We start from the raw sequence: 18569 nt of genomic DNA on the forward strand, positions 1-18569 counted from the left end.
AAGCATTTATGGGGGAATTTTTTGAAGGCGAACCGCGGAGCATTACCTTGCTTAGTGAGAGAATTGATAAAAAATAAAACCACTATTAGCCTGAAGGACTAGAAGATAAGTTTACTTCTTCTTATTAATCAAATGAGCTAATTCAGGATTGTTCTCAATGCGTTTTAATTCTGATTCAATTATTGATTCAACATCTAGTTTAACTTGTCTGTAATTGGCTTGAATCGTCTCGTTTAAGGTATTATTACCCTTAGCATCTAAGAACGATGTTATCTGAGGTATCTTTTGATAAGCTTTCATTTCTTTAGATACCTTTTCATTATCAACCACTATTTCAGAGTGAAATATCTTTTGCTCTATACGCTCATCAAAATTATCAGAGACAGCCCCAACAAACATTCCTTGGGTAAGGGTTGATATCTTAGAGGCTGGGATAAGCGTATCAAGCTGAGTAGAGAAGGAAGTAGAACGGTCGTTTCTATTAATGGATATACTTTGACGTTTTTGAAGTATTTTACCAAAGCGTTCTGATAGTGCTTTAGCTGTATCTCCAACAACTTGACCTGAGAAGATATTACCAACTGTGTTTTGAATTACTTTACTTTCTTTATCTCCGTAATCTCTATTAAGCTGTGAGAAATCTTGAAACCCTAAACACACCGCTACTTTATTACTACGAGCAGTAGCAATAAGGTTATCAAGTCCTCTAAAATAGATAGTAGGTAATTCATCAATAATTACTGAACTTTTAAGTTGACCTTTTTTATTGATTAGTTTTACAATACGTGAGTTATAAAGCCCAAGGGCAGCAGAGTAAATGTTTTGACGATCAGGGTTGTTGCCAACACATAGTATTTTAGGTGCTGCTGGATTATTAATATCCAAAGAAAAATCGTCTCCTGTCATTACCCAGTATAGCGATGGTGATATCATACGAGACAGTGGTATTTTAGCAGAAGCTATTTGCCCTTGTAATTGGTCTTGTGCTCCACCTTCCCATGCGTCCATAAAAGGAGAGAGGTAGTTCTCTAAATCTGAATAGGAGGTAAGGATAGTAAATACATCAGCATACTTTTTATTTAAAAGCTCAATAGCATGAGGGAACGTACAATATTTTCCATTTTGGTAAATCTTCAAAAACCATATAATAGCTGCTAAGAGTATGATTGGAGATTCTACAAAAAAGTCACCTTGTTTTTGTATCCATGAGCGGTTAAGGTTAAGCATGATGGTATAGGCCGATTCATAAGCATCAGATATATCAGTCATAAACGATGGATTAATCGGATTACAACGATGACTACGACTTGGATCATCAAAATTTATCACATAGAACTTAGGTGCAATAGCGTATTTTTCTTTGTGAAGTAATAGATGATTATATGCGATGGTCGATAAATCATCAAACTTAAAATCGTAGATATACATAGAGAATCCTTTTTCAATTTGTTGTTTGATAAAGTTATTTACCACTGCATAGGATTTACCAGAACCTGGAGTACCAAGTACGATAGTTGCTCTAAAAGGATTAACGATGTTTATCCAACCACTATTCCATTTTCCTTTGTAATAGAACCTTGAAGGAAGGTTAACAGAGTATTCATTTTCAATAAGACGAGTTTCTTGCATAAAACTCTCATTTTCGAAATTAAACACGTCTTGCATGAGGTTATCGTTTAGGAGTCTGCTAATCCAAGCACCAGATACTAAAAGTAAGATATAGCCCAAGAACGTAGTTGCTATATACAGCATAACACTCCAATAATATCCAAAATCAAGTAAAAAGAAATTGAAAAAGAACAGACAAAAACCAACTGTAAAAACACCAATTATTTTAGCGACTGTTATCTTTTCATGTTTTACGCCTTTGCCTCCCCACAGGCTTAAAGAGAGTAAAACTAAACAAAAGAGTTTAGTATAAAGTAAATGTGAAAACAGTCCTGCTGTTTGATTAAAGTTAACCAGTATTCTATCTACAACATTGTGTGTTACTCCAATACTTAAAAAGAAAGAATAACAGTACCAGTATAAGTGTATAAGCATTACTATAATACTTACTGCTCGCATAAATGCTAGGATTTTAGCAAGAGCTTTTAAATCGTCTTCTGATTGCATAATAAATGTAATTAAGATTAACGATTTAAAGTAGCAGTATATCAATCTAAAAGCTTGAAATTGGAATTATAAGGTATTATTTGGCTTTGATAAATAGCAAGACAGCACTATTAAAATTTGTCAATTGTATTATAATTTCTATTTTTAAAAACCAATATTAATTATTATGAACCATTTAAAAGTGAAAGACTATCTAAAAAGCAAGGGCTTTGAAGATCGTTTTATTGAATTTAAGGAGAGTACAGCCACTGTAGATGAAGCTGCAATTGCGATTGGTTGTGATAGTGACCAAATAGCAAAGAGTATAACGCTTTATTCCCCAGAAGAGGGAGCTGCTATTCTTGTCGTCGCATCAGGAAATAGTAAAATTGATAATAAAACTTTTAAAGATACTTTTGGTATCAAAGCCAAGATGCTTAAATATGAAGATGTAGAAGAGTTAGTAGGTCACCAAGTAGGGGGAGTCTGTCCTTTTAAGGTAAAAGAATCAACCAAAGTCTATTTTGATGAATCTTTAAAAAAACATCAAGTACTCTATCCAGCAGGCGGTAGCGCTAATACTGTAGTCCAATTAAAACAAGAAGAACTACTTGGTTTGTGTGATTTTGTTGATTGGGTATCTGTGACAAAGTAGATTAATACAAAATTGTTTGCTATGTAATTCCAAATACGACCTCTAAGAGCCATTAGAAGTTTAGCGATATAAGTATTTCTTATTTTGACAAGAATCAAAGTAAGACACTATGGACACTATACAAACTACCACTAAAAACAAAGGAGGAAGAAAACTAAAATCCAATCCTAAAAAATACAGACATGTTTTCAGACTCACCGAATCTGAAAACCAGAGACTGCTTGCTTTGTTTACATCATCAGGAATGACAAACAAAGCAAGCTTTCTTGTTTCTATGCTTTTAGATAGACAAGTTAAAACAGTCAAAGTAGATGTTGTTGCTTTGCAATATCACGGATTACTAACTAAACTGTTTAATCAATTTAGAGCAGTAGGAGTAAACTATAATCAAATGGTAAAACTTTGTAACCAGTACTTCTCAGAAAATAGAGCGAAACGTTCTATTTCAAAACTTGAAGAGTATACCAAAGATTTATCAAAACTTTGCTATTACATTATCAAGCTAACCAAGGAGTTTGAAGAGAAACACCTTAATACTAATTTATAACTTATGATAGCTAAAATTGGTAAAGGAAGTAATCTTATAGGAGCTTTGTCCTACAATCAATTAAAAGTTGATAAAGGACAGGGCTCCGTTTTGTTTACAAATAATCTACCAGAACCCAACAACTCTTTAAAATACATAGCTCAACTTTATAAACACTTTGAACCTTATTTACTTTTAAATACTAAGACAGAAAAAGTTGTACGGCATATTTCTTTAAATCCAAATCCCAATGATAAATTATCTGATGATACATTAAATGAAATAGCCCAATACTATATGGATAGTATGGACTATGAAAATCAGCCATATATTGTCTATAAGCATAGGGATATAGAAAGAGAGCATATTCACATTGTTACCGTTTGCACAGACTTAAAGGGGAAGAAAATAAATGATAAATACGATCATCTAAAATCAATGAAAACTTGCCGTGAAATTGAAATGAAGTTTAATCTAACCTCTTCTATAAATCAAAAAAATGAGGAAACAAAACAGATTCAATTTACACCAATTGATTATACTAAGCACAATTTAAAAGCTCAAATAGCCTCAGTAATACGATATCTACCCAAGTATTATAAGTATGATAGTTTAACAAGTTATAATGCTTTATTATCCCTATTTAATATCAGATCAGAAAAGGTTGAAGCTTCCTACAATGGACAAACCAAACACGGTTTAGTGTACTTTGCTTTAAATGAGATAGGAGAGAAGGTAAGTAATCCTTTTAAGGCTTCCCTTTTTGGAAAAAATGCAAGTTATCAAAATCTTGAAAGTCACTTTAAAACATCAAAAGAAAAACTAAAATCTTTACCTAATAAAGAGAATCTTAAACATACAATTGAGATAGCGTTAAATACAACAAATTCACAACAAGAGTTTAAAGGAGAACTTTTAAATTACGGAATAAACGTTGTTATTTTTCAAAACAAAGACAATCGTATCTATGGTGTAACTTTTATCGACCATAACTTAAAAAGTGTCTATAAAGGCTCTGATTTAAGTAAAGAGTTATCTGCTAATACACTGAATCAAAAATGGAGTAGTATAGAAGATTATCCTCGTTCAATTTTAATACCTTCTCAACAGGCTAATACTAATGAATCAGACGAGTTACATCCAATGTTTGAGCATTTATATTCTGATACTACCAATTTTAATAATGATGAGTTTTTATCATTGTTTAATCTTTTAAACAATAACCAAGAGATAGATTATGAAGAGTTGAGTTTTGAGGAAAGAATCAAAAGAAGAAAAAAAAGATCTTTCTGAGACAGTGCACCTAATTAGATATTCATATTATGAGCACTTTTAAAACAAATAACTATCTAAGTCAAATATAAAAGCCTGTAAACTCATTAAATTTACAGGCTTTTGTTTCGTTTTGAAACCTTTATAAGGTAATTATTCTAATTATGTTGTGGAGAAAGAGGGTTAGCCTCTTTTATCCCGTATGCTTTATAAATAGGGATGTTCACTTTTTTGGATTGGGGTGAGCACCTTATTCGGAAAGTTTTGGGCTATGATTGGAATCGTTTGATTCAGTATCAAATATAGTGTTTATAATTTGATTTTTGGGACAAGATGGTATACCTTAAAACTATAGTTCGAAAAACACTTTAATACCTAATTATGATGTGGTAGCTGCCTTTTTATCCTTTATTTAATTGTTTTTTTACAGCCTCAAACGTATTAATTAATTCGTCCAATTGAACTTGTTGCTTTTTGATTGTTTTGGGTCTTATGTAAAACCAATTAAAGCCTATCCAAGTTAATGTGATACCATAAACAAAAATTGCCCAAAATATTGTCATCATTAAAGTATATTCATACAAATACAAGCCAATTCCTAAAGAGAGCATAATAAAGTACAAGCTCAACATTGTTGTTTGGATATATTTTTGTTTTGTTTTTAATTCAGTTAGACTTTTTAAATAATCGTTGATGGTTTGTGTGTTATCAATTGTGTTAAAACTCGAAAACTGTTTATTGTAAACCGATAAAAAGATAACCATTGCTAGAATAACCAATACAATTCCAATTTTTGTAGTAAGGTATTGGGGTTGATATTTGTACCAAATAAAAATAGTCAATACAATTGTTGTTATCAATAATACATTAGCAACAATACGTTTTTTTAACTTGTTTTTTTTAAATCGGTTAAATTTGTTCAGTAGCTCATCTATGTTTGGTTGATCAGCTTTTTGTTGTTGCCAAATAGCAGTAAAATCTATAGTACTATTATCCATTTTCTTTAAATCTCTGCGTTAATTTTTCTTTTATCCTATGAATTTTCACCCTTACATTCACTTCTGAAATACCAATGATATTTGCTATTTCTGCTTGTTTTACATCTTCCAATTCTAATGAAATAATTAGTCGATCAGTTTCTGGTAACTCGGAAATAAATCGGTACAAAAGTTGAATTTGTGGTTCAATAGATTCTTGTGATTCTTCTCTTAAATGTATGGGCAAATCCGTTTTAATAATTCGTTTTTCTTTTTCAATTTGGCGTAAACAATTATTAGAAGCAATTCTGAAAATCCAAGTTCCAATAGTTGATTCATTCCTGAATTTTGGAAGTTGTTGCCATATAATAATAAAAGTTTCTTGCGCTATGTCTTGTGCTAATTCAAAGTCGTTTACATAGCCCATACACAACCGAAATATTTTTTGCCAATACGATTTATATATCTCGTCAAATTCCATTATTACAGTGCTAAAAAATTGTTGATTTGCGTGAAATACCATTCTTTGTCGTCATACATGATAAAGTGCAGTCCCTTATTTGCATATTGTAAATTAGCTGTTTTTAAATTTTTATATTGCTCTTCGATAGCTGGTTTCATATATGCAAAATAAGATTCTAACAAAATTAAACTAGGGCATTTTATATTTTGTATTTTCTCTCTTAAATCCGTGTTTGAAAAATCACAGTACATTTCAGCAAAAGTTTTCCTGTCAGATTTCACACTCCAACTTACGACTTTTTCTTGCCTAGTGGTATCGGCTAAAAGTTGGGGAATTGATAGTTTTTGCATTTGGTAAAATTGTTCGTCAGACATTGCGGTTAATTGATTAACAGAAGTAGAACAGTCATTATTTTCCTTTGATTCAAAAGCAGGATTCGTTAATGCAAACAAACAAGGCAGTGCATCAATTACAATTATTTTATCAATCAAATTGGGGTAGTCAGAAGCAAGTGCTAATGCCAAACCTCCTCCCATACTATGTCCTATGATAATTGGTTTTTCAATTTTGTTATCCTTAATAAAATCCGCAATAGAAATTACCCAATTATTAAAACTTGAATTGATTTGAGGTTTAACTCCTGCAAAACCTGCCATTGTTAAAGAATAACACGTATATTCATTTTCAAATCTTTCAATAGTTTCATTCCAAACTTCTCCAGAACAAGCAAAACCTGGGATAAAAATCATGGCTTGTTTTCCTTGTCCTGTTTTGTGAACTTCGAAAGAATATTTAGTTGATTGGCCAAATACCTTTACACATAATGCTGTAAATACGAAAATGATAATAGTTACTTTGTACTTGTTCATCTTTCTAAAATTTAAATTGTTAATTATTAATTCACCTTTTAGATACAAGTCTTTTCAAAATGTTACAGGGTGCAACAAATTATTTTTTAATGAAGGATTTTTCTTGAATTATCAAGTTGTTGGGACTGCTGCTAACCAAAGCTGTTCCATTATTTGTAAACTCACAAAAAATACGAATATGGACAGCTTTTGACGGATTAGAAAACAAGAACGATCAATTCAACCAAAATCCTGCATTTTGGCAAGTCAATGTTAGCGGTTGCCATAAATTACTTTTGAAATTCTATATATTCGTCAAACGTTGAGAAATTTTTATGTTCTTTTCCCATTTTTTTAGCAAACGTTGTTGCATTTATTCGTCTTTGAATTACAATTACTAATTCGTCAAATTTTTCAACAGGTAAATGATTTAATGTTCTTGTCGTTCCAATTTTGAAATGCTTTTTCAAACTGGCTTGAAAAATTCCAAATTTCATATTTTCTTTTCCAACTTCGTTTGTTTTGTAATCATTATAACGGTTAATTAAATGACTTACATAATTAGCCTTTAAAGTGTCATAACCAAGTTCCCCTTCGACATATTTGTTTTTCTTTACAACTTGTTTTTTTACATTTACTGTAACATTGTTATTGTTTCCAAATACAGAATTATTAATGTTTTCGGAGTTAATATTGAACGAGTTTGTACTGGCTTGTTTGTTATTTTTCTCCATATTTTCAATTATTAAATTTCGTTTGGTTTCTATTACTTCTTGCTGAGAAATTTCGTTATAAGTTATTTTGGTATGGCAAGTCGGGCAAACAGCAATTAAATTCTCAAATATTGTATTACTGTTGTCATTATCAATATGATGAAATTCTAATAAGCCCGCATCAGAAAAATCACAGAAAGAACAATTACTATTTACTTCTTGTAATAATCTTGCCTTAAGTTTATGATTGGGATTTTTTCGTGTGGTCATTTTCGTGAAAGATTGGTCAAATGGTTGCCGCTAACTGGACTTGGGGGAAGTGCGGGCTTGAATTGAGCAAATGTTCAATTCAGCCTCAAACGAAGCCAAAGCTGTCCAATTATTTGTAAACTTACAAAAAAATACGAATATAGATAGCTTTTAGCGATTAGAAAACAATAGTGTCCAATCCAACCAAAATCTCGCATTTTGCTAAGCCGATGCGCTTGTATTTATACATTTTTAGATAAGTCTGTTATTGCAGCTTTTAAAACTTGCCAAGAAATCTTTGCTGTTTCAATATCGGGGTTAAAACGAGATACCATTTGTTGATACGGGTGAATGTAATTCCTAAAATCACGTAATGAATGACTATATTTTTTTACGTCTAGCCCCAGATATCCTAATTTATGACATACATCAATAAAATTTGATAATGTCCAATCATTAAATGTTAAAACTTTTTGAGTGTCTTTGTTTTTTGGACTAATTTCACACTGATTGAATTCTTTCATCTTGCTTGTTGCAATCCCTAATAAAACTCCTTCTAAAACGCTCCCACATAAAATTACACAGGATAATGCTGATTTTGATTTTATGGAGTTTTTTATTTCAGTAATTCTTGAATTTAATATATCAATAACTACACTATCGATTTTTAATTTTTCTAATGAAACTTCCTCAAAATCTTTATTTAGAAAATCATCAATTGTTTCTTCAGTTTTCTTAGGTTCAGATTTAACACCTAATAGATTATTTGCAATTTTGTTTGCTTCACTTTGTAAAATCTTCTCATTTTCAGTAATTGTCTTGTTTTTTAATATTTTCTCTGTTTCCCAGACTGCAACTAATTCCTTTATTAATTTTCCGACAATTTGATTACTTTCGATATTCCAAAATGCTCGTAGTCTTTTAGCTTTAGAATCTCCATAAATAGAATATTTGGGAGTATATATATCTATTTTAAAATTATTGAAAATAAATTGCTGAAACTTGGAGTTTGAAAATTCGAGCACGTAGCCACTTTGCATTTCAAATAATTTCTCGAGAATTAATTTTTCAGTTTCCTTTAGTTCTGCCATATTTTTATACGATTTTTGGGTAGCATATCAGCTAACATTGTTTTTTTTACGAAATAAAATAGAGCATAGTTTCGTAAAGACATCTATATCCGTAATTCGGATAATATGCTGCTAATATATTTAGTTTTCTGTAAATTAAATGATTAATAAGCTAATTTATTAAGGTTAGCGAAGTTATTTAAATAATAATCGCTTTTTAAAATATGGATAGCGAAATAGTTCTCAAATCAAACATATAATAATTTTCTTAATCTCTATTACACAAATCCGTAAACCACTCAATATTTTGGGTTTGCCTATTGTTTCAATAAAAACTAGCGACTTCGGAGTAGTTTTCCAGCCCTCTGCAAGAGCAAGTCGTTTTGATGGCACGAACTGTATTTCGAGTGCCTCAAAACATAACTTGCTCTTATCTTTCGATGTGTAAATACACCAATTTTACAAAGTAAAATCTAAAGTGATTTCATATTAGTAAATCACCCACTATTTGACACTAAAGTGCCAAGTACAACCATAAAATTCCATTTAAAGTTTTCAATCTGTATATATACTTTCTTTGTCGTAAGATAGTAAAGTAAGTTTTGCAATTGTCTTTTAAATAGCGCTTTAAAGCTTTTTTATAATGATTTTTTAGTAAAAAATTAAAAGCGTAAAGTTTGAAAACGATAAAACAGTTTTTACAGTTTATGCTTTTTAAAAGAACCTGTTTACAAGGTTGTAAAAAAACGAAGAAGCTAAAGCTTAAAGTAAAAATTGTTTTTGTAAAGTAAGAGGTATCATTTTGAATAAGCTCAGTTAATTGATAAATATTGCTTATTTAAAACAAGGTTTACAATATTACTGTAACGAAACAGTGAATCAAGTATTACTTAGTAAAAACAAAACGCTATGTTTTAAACGATCTAAAACTTACAACTATCCATAATGTAAAACGTAAACCATTAAAAATGTACAATATGGAAACAGTAAAACAACCTTTAAAAATTAGCTTTTATACACAAAAAGGCGGAGTAGGTAAATCTACTTTAACAACACTCTTAGCTAGTCAGCTTCATTATCGATTAGGCTATAATGTTCTTGTTATGGATTGTGATTTTCCTCAGAACAGTTTGGTTAATATGAGAGAGCGTGACAAGGATAGTATCATGCAAAATGAATATTACAAACAAGCTGCTATTAAGCAGTTTCAAACATTAAAAAGAAAAGCATACTCGATTATCAAATGCAAGGTTGAAGAAGCCTTAGAAGTTGCTGAGGCTACTATGAAAGAATTAGATCAAACTTTTGATGTGGTATTCTTTGATTTACCTGGGACAGCTAACACTAAAGGAGTATTATCCACCTTAAATCAAATGAATTACATCTTTAGTCCAATTATCGCAGATCGATTAGTTGTAGAGAGCACTTTAGGTTTTACTAAAGCTTTTGCGGAATTACCAAAAAGTAAAGAAAACTCCATTAAACAACAGTTGTGGCTTTTTTGGAACCAAGTGGATGGAAGAGAGAAGACTGAATTATATAATAGTTATGAGACTGTGATTAAACAATTAGACCTTCCTATTATGAAGGCGAGAATAAAAGACAGTAAACGCTTTAGAAAAGAAACAGAAGCTAAAGGCAGATATGTATTTAGATCAAGTTTACTACCTGCGGATAACAGTCTTATGAAGGCTACAAATTTATCGGAGTTTGCCGATGAGTTTTTACGTATTACTAATCTTTAAATCTAGCATGTAATGAAAGAGCAAAACACATCAAAAAAGGGGACTCAAAATGAATTACTCGATGAAGACTACCTAATGAATATTATGAGTGGTGATATAGAAGTTAAGTCTGCAAAACAAGTTAAACCTATTGTAGAGGAAAAAGAAGAACCAGTAACCCAAAAACAAGTACCACAGAAAAAAGAGAAGAAACCAAAGAAAGAAGTAGCAATTACTAAATATCAAGAACTCTTTTTGATTAATGACTTCCCATCAACAAGAGCTGGCAAGGTGGTTTATATAAGGCCAGAGTATCATGAAGTACTGCTTCGTATAACGCAATTAGCTAAAGAAGAGAAAACAACGCTGTATTCATATTTAGACAATATTTTAAAGCAACATCTACAAGATTACAGCCAAGAGATTACCCAATATTTTAATGACAAATTCAAACCTATTTTATAATGAGAAAATTTAAACACTTTAGGAAAGCAGCTCAAGTACAAACAACTAAGAGCAAAGAGAATTATGTTGATACTTTTTTAAAAGAAACATCAACCAGAGCCAGAGATGGAAAAACGGTCTACATCCGACCAGAGTTTCACGAAAAACTCACTCGTATTGTTCAAGTCATAGGAGAGGACAAAGTTTCTATTTATGCTTATTTAGATAATCTGCTTGAGAATCACTTTGATGAGTTTTCACAGACGATTGTAGAAAAGTTTAACCAGAAGTATAAACCTATCTTTTAATCCATGGAAATTGTAATAATAATCAGTCTTGTTATTATTATAGTTCTTCTGTTATTAAGTAGAAACAAACCAATTCAACAAGTGAATTCAATAAAAACAGAAGAGCTACCCTTTAAACAAGATGTTCCTATAAGTATCATAGGAGAAAGTAAACCAGTCATACTAAAGCAATCACTATCTCTAACTAAAGGAGATGAAATTGATTTAGAAGAGGAAGAAAAGGAACTGAGTGATAGTATACAATCTTTAGATCATGAATTTACTGAGCGAATCAGTACGGATGAGCTTAATGGATTTGTTAGGTCTATTGAACAAGAGTTAATCAGTGAGGCTACAGTAAAGACAGCTCAAAAAATAGAAGGTTCAGAGTTATTGGAATTACTTCAACAGGCGATGCCTAATTCAGCTGCAACCATAGCAAAATTATTAGATCAATCCTTAAAGGAAAAATCACCAAAAAAGGAAGAAGAAGTGTTCGATAGTGAAGATTTTAATATCAATGATTTTATATAACAAAGACAGTGTTTAGTTTTAAAAATTAAACACTGTCTTTGTTTATTACCAAATTCTTATGTAGACTTAAAAGACATTTATCCCTCTACCATTTCACACTATCATAATCAAATGTATCATCATCCAATTCCAGGTTAGGAGCTATGGTATTTAATTTTTTCGCGTCTTTTTCTAGTTCAGTCTTGTATGCTAAATATTCAGATGTCCCAAAACAAGCTTTCTTTAATAGTTCAGCTAATTGTCTAAAGGCTTTTTTACCTCCATTTAATAAGAAATAATCAAGGTTAATCCTTCTCATATAGATATACAAGCAATCATTAGAAGCATCAATCCCCCCTGTTATGTAATGAGATAAGTTTGCTGCTCCATTAGGATCATAACTATACATTGCTTTTTCTAACGAATATTCTAATTGTAATAGATTTGCTAATTGAAGTTTATTGATGTTAAAGTAACGTGCGTTATATCGAATAGCATGCAGAAAGAACAGTCCGTGTATCCAAGATATTCGACATCCAAAATAAGGTGTATCATTAAAATGGAAATGAGTGCCTGTACGCTCTAATCTATTGCCTTGAAAAGCCTTTCGGATTTCATATAGTATACTTGTTATAATAGATTCTCTTGAGTTAAAATCTGGCTGATCTAAGTACTCTTCATTATTCCATAATCCATCAAAGGAATTATATAAAGAAGATAAATCTTCATAAGATCCCCACAATTCAAAACCAATACCGTTTTTGGTTGCTAATAGATAAAACATATTACACAGTTAGTTTAAAAATAAATATCCCACTTGTTGCTTGTTCTCTTACAATGACTACATCAATCCTTATACCTGTTGCTAAAAAACAGAATGATTCTTTTTGTAATTAAAACAAAGTAAGTGAAGAACAAACCTACAAAAAAAGATTGATCTGCAATTATAAGGCTACCTAAAAGCCAAAAGTAACTCCAAACTTCCACAATCAATCCCCCAAACCGTTTTCCAAAGACATTTACCAAAGTATCATGCAAAGGGCATGATTATAACTTACTAAATGTCATTCTTATGAAAACAAAAACAATCAAACAAAGGCTTTTTTTACTACTTGTTGTATTAAGTAGCTTGCCACTCTTAGCTCAAGGAAACGGAGCAGCAGGAATTACTGAAGCTACCCAAATGGTTACTTCCTATTTTGATCCAGCCACTAAACTTATCTACGCTATTGGAGCAGTAGTTGGTCTTATTGGAGGGGTAAAGGTGTACAACAAATTCTCTAGTGGTGATCCCGATACAAGCAAGACAGCTGCAAGCTGGTTTGGAGCTTGTATTTTTTTAATTGTAGCTGCTACAATCCTTCGCTCGTTTTTCCTTTAAAACTACGCTTATGAAAAAGTATAGTATCAATAAAGGCATTGGAGCCAGTGTGGAATTTAAAGGTGCGCCCGTAAAGGTTCTTTGGTAAATATGCCATTAGCAAGGCATTAGGCGAGTGTTCGACAGCCTATCATCAGTCGGCTTATCTGAAAGGGAAACTAGACAGGGAGTGTAGCATGCCGATAAACTGATAAGTCATATAACTACCAATATGCGACTGAATCAGAAGATGAAACGATAGATATGAGGATAAAGTCTGAATTGATTGAACGATAGTCCAAGTGGCATAACTCGAAACTATGACGGAAGGTAGTTACTAGCGTCATACTGTAACACTTTTAGTTCCTCCTTTGAGAATTGGAAGCAGAACAGGTTACAGCGCAACTGTAATAAACAGTAAAGGACGAAAGTCGTATCCGACAATCTATCAAGCTATGTTACCATAGAGCTAAACGGGGATTACCTAAATCGGAATGCCGTAAGGCTATAAAGTATTTGATTTTTGAATATCCGACAAGGTAACGGAGCTTCCGTAGTAGTCCGAGCGAGGGAAAGCCTCGTACATGGCGAAGGGAAGCAGTTAACATTATTAATGCAATTAACGGAAAATGTGAGAGACATGAGAAATCCAGAAAAAGTATTAAACAGTCTGTCAGAGCACAGCAAATGTTCAGAGTATAAGTTTGAACGGCTCTACAGGGTTCTTTACAATGCAGACATGTTTCTGTTGGCATACAATAATATTCAAAGTAAGCCTGGAAATATGACAGAAGGTTCTGACGGTAAAACAATAGACGGAATGAGCCTTAAACGCATTGAAAAATTGATTGGTGTGCTTAAAAATGAATCATACCAACCAAATCCGGCGAGGAGGATATATATCCCAAAGAAAAACGGGAAACTACGTCCTCTCGGAATACCATCTTTCGATGATAAATTAGTGCAAGAGGTAATTAGAATGATGTTAGAAGCAATATATGAAGATTATTTAGAAAATACTTCTCACGGCTTTAGACCTAAACGAAGTTGCCATACTGCATTGATACAAGTACAGAAAAACTTTACTGCAACCAAATGGTTCATCGAAGGCGATATAGAGGGATTTTTCGATAACATCAACCATGATGTACTTATAGAAATCCTAAATGAACGTATTGCTGATGAACGCTTTATTCGGTTGATAAGAAAGTTTCTCAAAGCTGGATATATCGAAGACTGGGTCTTTCATAAGACATATAGCGGAACACCACAAGGAGGTATAATTAGTCCGATACTGGCTAACATCTATCTGGATAAGCTGGACAAGTATATGAAGGAATATGCCCGAAAATTTGACAAAGGCATAACACGGAGAAAGAACCTTGAGTACAAAAGTTACACTGGGAAAATTTGGTGGCTCGGAACAAAGCTAAAGAAAACCGAGAATGAAGAAACTCGGAAAGAACTAATTAAAGCAATAAAGAATATTCAGAAAGAAAGGTTGCATTTACCCTCTGTAGATGAGATGGACGAAAATTATAAAAGGATAAAATACGTGAGATACGCAGATGATTTTATTATCGGTGTCATTGGGTCTAAAGCAGACAGTGAGATAATCAAAGAGGACATTAAAAACTTTCTCTATGATAAACTTAAACTTTCTCTTTCAGAAGAAAAAACACTGATAACACATGGTAATAAACATGCTAAATTTCTCGGGTACGAAATCTACGTTCGTAAATACTCTGAAATGACTAAGAGAAGTAAAAAATCTGGTAAACTGAGTAAGGTCTATGGAAAAAAAGTAGTATTGGAAATGCCAATGGAAGCTGTAAAGAAGAAACTTCTCCATTACGAAGTGATGAGAATACATCAGTTTGAAAATAAAGAGAAGTGGAAACCTATAAGAAGAGTAAAGGTACTCCATAACGATGACCTTGAAATACTCGATGCTTATAATGCAGAAATAAGAGGTTTTGCCAACTACTATTCTATTGCAAATAATAGTTCATATCTAAACTCTTTCAAGTACATCATGCAATACAGTATGTATAAGACTTTTGCAAATAAGTACCGTACATCTGTTCGCAAAATCATAGCCAAATATCGCTGTAACAAGGATTTTGTAGTGTTCTATGAGAATAAGAAAGGGGAAAAGAAAATGCGAGTTTTCTTCAACGCTAGTTTTAAGCGTAAAACCACTATGGTATTGAATTGTGATAATCTAGCAAACACAATCTGCATTAGTTCTAGAACCAGTCTTATTGAAAGGTTGAGAGCTGGTAAATGTGAATTATGTGGTTCAGCAGGAGATATGGAAATCCATCATGTCAAGAAACTCAAAGACCTGAAAGGCAAAAAGCCTTGGGAAATCCAAATGATTGGACGTCGGAGAAAGACATTGGCTGTTTGTATTCCCTGCCATAAAAAGATACATCATGGTGGATAGACTGAAAATGTTAATGGAGAGCCGTATACATGGAGACATGTACGTACGGTTCGGAGGCGAGTTCTTGGAAACCTGTCATAGAAATATGATAAGGCGCTGGGTACTTAGCCTACGGCTCAAAGCACAGTACCTGTTTTATTTTGCAGGAGGACTCTTAGGTAATCTCATACTTGTTATGGTTTTGTATATGGCAGGGGTAAACAACATAGTGTGTTTAACTCTTGGCCTTAGTTCATCAGGCTACCTTGTTTACAAAGTATTTTCACTAAATAAGAAATACGGTCAGTATGGACTTATGAAACTTCAGGCTAGAAAATACTTTCCTAGGTATATCATCTCAAGAAAAGAGATCAAAGGGTATTTAAGTACAAACTTAAAACTAAGAAACTATGAGAAATACAGCTAAGACAAACACCTTAGAAAGGATGTTTCCGATTCTTTCGGTAGAGAACAACTGTATGGTCTCCAAACAAGGAGATATAACGGTTTGTTATAAGGTCATCTTACCTGAGATATTTACCATCTCAGATAAAGAATATGAAACGATTCACAGCGTGTGGCATAAAGCGATTAAAACGCTTCCAGAGTTTACTGTGATTCACAAGCAAGATTGGTTTGTAAAAGAAAGTTATGAGGCGGATTTTAAAGACGCAGAGCAGAGCTATTTAAGCAGAAGCTTTGAAAGGCATTTTAATGAGCGTCCCTTTTTAAATCATACTTGTTATCTCTTTATCACAAAGACTACCAAGGAGCGAATCAAAAGTCAGAGTAATTTTTCATCGCTAACAAGAGGGGAACTCATTCCAAAAGAAATAAGAGATAAAGACACGGTTCAAAGCTTTTTAGAAGCTACTACTCAGTTTGAAAAAATAGTTAATGATAGTGGACTGATTCACTTAACTAAACTAACAGAAGAAGACATTATTGGCTCAGAAGATAAAAGCGGACTTTTAGAGCAGTACTTGACTCTAAACCCAACTCAAAGAGGAAGCCTTCAAGATATTGCCATAAGTAGTGATCAGGTTAGAGTAGGAGATAATCGCATTTCTATGCACACTCTTTCAAGTACAGATGATCTACCTACTGAGGTATCTTATTTATCTCGCTATGAAAAGCTATCAACCGATAAAAGTAGTATGGCTTTATCGTTTGCTTCGCCTGTTGGACTCTTGCTTAATTGTAATCATATCTATAACCAGTATTTGTTTATAGAAGACAGTGATTACAATTTAAAGCAGTTTGAAAAGTCAGCCAAGAATATGCATTCGCTTGCCAGATATAGTCGTGCTAACCAGATCAACAAACAGTGGATTGAAGAGTATTTAAATGAGGCTCATAGTAAAGGCCTTACTTCTATAAAAGCTCATTTTAATGTAATGGCATGGTCTGATAACCTAAGTGAGCTTAAACAGCTTAAAAACGACGTGGGAAGTGCAATCGCTTCTATGGAGTGCGTACCAAGACACAATACAGTGGATGCTGCGACGCTTTACTGGGCTGGTATGCCAGGAAATAGCGCTGACTTTCCAAGTGAAGAAAGCTTTTATACTTTCATAGAACCTGCACTTTGTTTTTTTGCGGGGGAGACTAACTATCAAAACTCGTTATCTCCTTTTGGAATTAAAATGGCAGACAGACTAACTGGTAAACCAATTCATTTAGATATCTCGGACTTACCTATGAAAAAGGGAATTATCACCAATCGTAACAAGTTTATCTTGGGACCATCGGGAAGTGGTAAGAGCTTTTTTACCAATCATATGGTACGGCAATACTATGAGCAAAACGCTCATGTTCTCTTGGTTGATACAGGGAACTCTTATCAAGGATTATGCGAACTAATTAAAGCAAAGACAAAAGGGAAAGATGGGCTGTATTTTACTTATACCGAAGAAAACCCAATTGCCTTTAACCCGTTTTATACCGATGATGGAGTGTTTGATATTGAAAAAAGAGAAAGTATTAAGACTCTGATCTTAACGCTTTGGAAGCGGGATGACCAGCCGCCCTCACGAGCAGAGGAAGTGGCGCTTTCAAATGCTGTTAGTGGCTATATTCAAAAACTTCAAAGTAGCAATGTAAAACCAAGCTTCAATACTTTCTATGAGTATATCAAAACAGATTATAAAACAGAGTTAGAACAGAAGCAGGTTAGAGAAAAAGACTTTGATCTAGCTAACTTTTTAAATGTGCTCGAGCCTTACTATAAAGGAGGAGAATATGACTATCTCTTAAACTCAGAAAGCGAGCTTGATTTACTTAACAAACGCTTTATAGTCTTTGAAATTGATAGCATCAAGGATCACAAAATTCTTTTTCCCATAGTGACTATAATCATTATGGAAGTGTTTATAAATAAGATGAGACGTCTTAAAGGTCAGCGCAAATTAATCTTAATTGAAGAGGCTTGGAAAGCCATAGCCAAAGAGGGTATGGCGGACTACTTGAAATATTTGTTTAAGACCGTTAGAAAGTTTTTTGGAGAAGCCATTATTGTAACCCAAGAGGTAGATGACATCATCCAATCTCCAATTGTAAAGGAGAGTATTATCAATAATTCAGACTGTAAAATACTTCTTGATCAGCGCAAATATATGAACAAATTTGATGATATACAGGCAATGTTAGGTCTTACTGATAAAGAAAAAGCCCAGATACTTTCAATCAATTTAAACAACAATCCAAACCGTCTTTACAAAGAAGTATGGATTGGTCTTGGCGGCACGCATTCAGGCGTGTACGCTACAGAGGTGAGCTATTCAGAATATCTCGCCTATACCACTGAAGAGACTGAAAAACTACAGGTTATGAACTTGGCTAAAGAACTAGGTGGTAATGTAGAGATGGCTATTAAGCGTCTCGTACAAGAAAAACAACAAGAATACAACCAGTAATACTTTATCCCAATTTCTTTAAGGGGAAAAC

General features: G+C 32.8%; 18 protein-coding genes. 11 read left to right on the forward strand and 7 right to left on the reverse strand.

Annotated elements, in window-relative coordinates:
• Positions 1-111 precede the first annotated feature (111 nt).
• Positions 112-2115 carry a conjugal transfer protein MobC gene (mobC, locus tag ACMHJ2_RS10730; RefSeq protein WP_006266603.1) on the reverse strand — a complete coding sequence of 668 codons (2004 nt, stop codon included), beginning with the start codon at positions 2113-2115 and terminating at the stop codon, positions 112-114.
• Between the two features lie 166 nt (positions 2116-2281).
• Between mobC and ACMHJ2_RS10735 the strand changes: the two genes are divergently transcribed.
• The 3 genes from ACMHJ2_RS10735 (at position 2282) to mobB (ending at position 4568) form a co-directional block, all read left to right on the forward strand.
• A complete protein-coding gene (locus tag ACMHJ2_RS10735; RefSeq protein ID WP_006266604.1) occupies positions 2282-2749 on the forward strand; it encodes a YbaK/EbsC family protein in 468 nt (155 codons plus the stop codon).
• Positions 2750-2858: 109 nt separating this feature from the next.
• Entirely contained in the window at positions 2859-3296 is a 438-nt protein-coding gene (locus ACMHJ2_RS10740; protein WP_006266605.1) for a hypothetical protein, read from the forward strand.
• A 3-nt stretch (positions 3297-3299) separates the two neighbouring features.
• The gene (gene mobB, locus ACMHJ2_RS10745) at positions 3300-4568 is read left to right on the forward strand and encodes a conjugal transfer protein MobB (protein ID WP_006266606.1); all 1269 of its coding nucleotides are present in this window, start codon (positions 3300-3302) and stop codon (positions 4566-4568) included.
• A gap of 380 nt (positions 4569-4948) precedes the next feature.
• Here the strand turns inward: mobB and ACMHJ2_RS10750 are convergent, their stop codons facing one another.
• The 5 genes from ACMHJ2_RS10750 to ACMHJ2_RS10770 form a co-directional block, all read right to left on the reverse strand.
• Positions 4949-5545: a hypothetical protein gene (locus ACMHJ2_RS10750; RefSeq protein ID WP_413512860.1), complete on the reverse strand. Its 597-nt coding sequence runs from the start codon at positions 5543-5545 to the stop codon at positions 4949-4951.
• Positions 5538-6005 carry an RNA polymerase sigma factor gene (locus ACMHJ2_RS10755; protein ID WP_413512861.1) on the reverse strand — a complete coding sequence of 156 codons (468 nt, stop codon included), beginning with the start codon at positions 6003-6005 and terminating at the stop codon, positions 5538-5540. The genes ACMHJ2_RS10750 and ACMHJ2_RS10755 overlap by 8 nt, the downstream gene beginning before the upstream one ends.
• 2 nt (positions 6006-6007) lie before the next feature.
• Complete coding sequence (locus tag ACMHJ2_RS10760) at positions 6008-6856, reverse strand: alpha/beta fold hydrolase (protein WP_413512862.1); 849 nt, start codon at positions 6854-6856, stop codon at positions 6008-6010.
• Between the two features lie 269 nt (positions 6857-7125).
• Positions 7126-7818, reverse strand: coding sequence for an HNH endonuclease (locus ACMHJ2_RS10765; protein WP_413512863.1), 693 nt, complete (start codon positions 7816-7818; stop codon positions 7126-7128).
• A gap of 221 nt (positions 7819-8039) precedes the next feature.
• Entirely contained in the window at positions 8040-8888 is an 849-nt protein-coding gene (locus tag ACMHJ2_RS10770) for a hypothetical protein (RefSeq protein WP_413512864.1), read from the reverse strand.
• A 956-nt stretch (positions 8889-9844) separates the two neighbouring features.
• On the opposite strand from ACMHJ2_RS10770, the gene ACMHJ2_RS10775 reads away from it, so the two are divergent.
• From ACMHJ2_RS10775 to ACMHJ2_RS10790, 4 genes are read left to right on the forward strand one after another with little or no spacing between them, the layout of a single operon-like run.
• The gene (locus ACMHJ2_RS10775; protein WP_413512865.1) at positions 9845-10612 is read left to right on the forward strand and encodes a ParA family protein; all 768 of its coding nucleotides are present in this window, start codon (positions 9845-9847) and stop codon (positions 10610-10612) included.
• Positions 10613-10624: 12 nt separating this feature from the next.
• A complete protein-coding gene (locus tag ACMHJ2_RS10780; RefSeq protein WP_006266610.1) occupies positions 10625-11056 on the forward strand; it encodes a DUF3408 domain-containing protein in 432 nt (143 codons plus the stop codon).
• Positions 11056-11343, forward strand: coding sequence for a DUF3408 domain-containing protein (locus ACMHJ2_RS10785; protein ID WP_413512866.1), 288 nt, complete (start codon positions 11056-11058; stop codon positions 11341-11343). The genes ACMHJ2_RS10780 and ACMHJ2_RS10785 overlap by 1 nt, the downstream gene beginning before the upstream one ends.
• Before the next feature lie 3 nt (positions 11344-11346).
• Positions 11347-11856 carry a hypothetical protein gene (locus tag ACMHJ2_RS10790; protein ID WP_413512867.1) on the forward strand — a complete coding sequence of 170 codons (510 nt, stop codon included), beginning with the start codon at positions 11347-11349 and terminating at the stop codon, positions 11854-11856.
• 85 nt (positions 11857-11941) lie between these two features.
• On the opposite strand, the gene ACMHJ2_RS10795 is transcribed toward ACMHJ2_RS10790, so the two are convergent.
• Positions 11942-12619 carry a DUF6904 family protein gene (locus ACMHJ2_RS10795; RefSeq protein WP_413512868.1) on the reverse strand — a complete coding sequence of 226 codons (678 nt, stop codon included), beginning with the start codon at positions 12617-12619 and terminating at the stop codon, positions 11942-11944.
• A gap of 288 nt (positions 12620-12907) precedes the next feature.
• Here ACMHJ2_RS10795 and ACMHJ2_RS10800 point away from each other — a divergent pair, with 288 nt between their 5' ends.
• From ACMHJ2_RS10800 to ACMHJ2_RS10815, 4 genes are all read left to right on the forward strand, one after another.
• Complete coding sequence (locus tag ACMHJ2_RS10800; protein WP_073145514.1) at positions 12908-13216, forward strand: DUF4134 domain-containing protein; 309 nt, start codon at positions 12908-12910, stop codon at positions 13214-13216.
• Positions 13217-13835: 619 nt separating this feature from the next.
• Positions 13836-15644, forward strand: a complete 1809-nt coding sequence (locus ACMHJ2_RS10805; protein ID WP_413512869.1) for a reverse transcriptase domain-containing protein — start codon at positions 13836-13838, stop codon at positions 15642-15644.
• An 85-nt stretch (positions 15645-15729) separates the two neighbouring features.
• Positions 15730-16050, forward strand: a complete 321-nt coding sequence (locus ACMHJ2_RS10810; protein WP_413512870.1) for a DUF4133 domain-containing protein — start codon at positions 15730-15732, stop codon at positions 16048-16050.
• Positions 16034-18538, forward strand: a complete 2505-nt coding sequence (locus ACMHJ2_RS10815) for a TraG family conjugative transposon ATPase (RefSeq protein WP_413512871.1) — start codon at positions 16034-16036, stop codon at positions 18536-18538. The genes ACMHJ2_RS10810 and ACMHJ2_RS10815 overlap by 17 nt, the downstream gene beginning before the upstream one ends.
• The last annotated feature ends 31 nt before the right edge of the window (positions 18539-18569 follow it).

Source organism: Myroides odoratus (genome assembly GCF_965118575.1).
Taxonomy (GTDB): Bacteria; Bacteroidota; Bacteroidia; order Flavobacteriales; family Flavobacteriaceae; genus Flavobacterium; species Flavobacterium odoratum_B.

Coding starts and splice junctions, on each gene's coding strand:
- mobC (WP_006266603.1), bottom strand. CDS start 2,115: ATGCAATCAGAAGACGATTTAAAAGCTCTTGCTAAAATCCTAGCATTT.
- ACMHJ2_RS10735 (WP_006266604.1), top strand. CDS start 2,282: ATGAACCATTTAAAAGTGAAAGACTATCTAAAAAGCAAGGGCTTTGAA.
- ACMHJ2_RS10740 (WP_006266605.1), top strand. CDS start 2,859: ATGGACACTATACAAACTACCACTAAAAACAAAGGAGGAAGAAAACTA.
- mobB (WP_006266606.1), top strand. CDS start 3,300: ATGATAGCTAAAATTGGTAAAGGAAGTAATCTTATAGGAGCTTTGTCC.
- ACMHJ2_RS10750 (WP_413512860.1), bottom strand. CDS start 5,545: ATGGATAATAGTACTATAGATTTTACTGCTATTTGGCAACAACAAAAA.
- ACMHJ2_RS10755 (WP_413512861.1), bottom strand. CDS start 6,005: ATGGAATTTGACGAGATATATAAATCGTATTGGCAAAAAATATTTCGG.
- ACMHJ2_RS10760 (WP_413512862.1), bottom strand. CDS start 6,856: ATGAACAAGTACAAAGTAACTATTATCATTTTCGTATTTACAGCATTA.
- ACMHJ2_RS10765 (WP_413512863.1), bottom strand. CDS start 7,818: ATGACCACACGAAAAAATCCCAATCATAAACTTAAGGCAAGATTATTA.
- ACMHJ2_RS10770 (WP_413512864.1), bottom strand. CDS start 8,888: ATGGCAGAACTAAAGGAAACTGAAAAATTAATTCTCGAGAAATTATTT.
- ACMHJ2_RS10775 (WP_413512865.1), top strand. CDS start 9,845: ATGGAAACAGTAAAACAACCTTTAAAAATTAGCTTTTATACACAAAAA.
- ACMHJ2_RS10780 (WP_006266610.1), top strand. CDS start 10,625: ATGAAAGAGCAAAACACATCAAAAAAGGGGACTCAAAATGAATTACTC.
- ACMHJ2_RS10785 (WP_413512866.1), top strand. CDS start 11,056: ATGAGAAAATTTAAACACTTTAGGAAAGCAGCTCAAGTACAAACAACT.
- ACMHJ2_RS10790 (WP_413512867.1), top strand. CDS start 11,347: ATGGAAATTGTAATAATAATCAGTCTTGTTATTATTATAGTTCTTCTG.
- ACMHJ2_RS10795 (WP_413512868.1), bottom strand. CDS start 12,619: ATGTTTTATCTATTAGCAACCAAAAACGGTATTGGTTTTGAATTGTGG.
- ACMHJ2_RS10800 (WP_073145514.1), top strand. CDS start 12,908: ATGAAAACAAAAACAATCAAACAAAGGCTTTTTTTACTACTTGTTGTA.
- ACMHJ2_RS10805 (WP_413512869.1), top strand. CDS start 13,836: ATGAGAAATCCAGAAAAAGTATTAAACAGTCTGTCAGAGCACAGCAAA.
- ACMHJ2_RS10810 (WP_413512870.1), top strand. CDS start 15,730: ATGATAAGGCGCTGGGTACTTAGCCTACGGCTCAAAGCACAGTACCTG.
- ACMHJ2_RS10815 (WP_413512871.1), top strand. CDS start 16,034: ATGAGAAATACAGCTAAGACAAACACCTTAGAAAGGATGTTTCCGATT.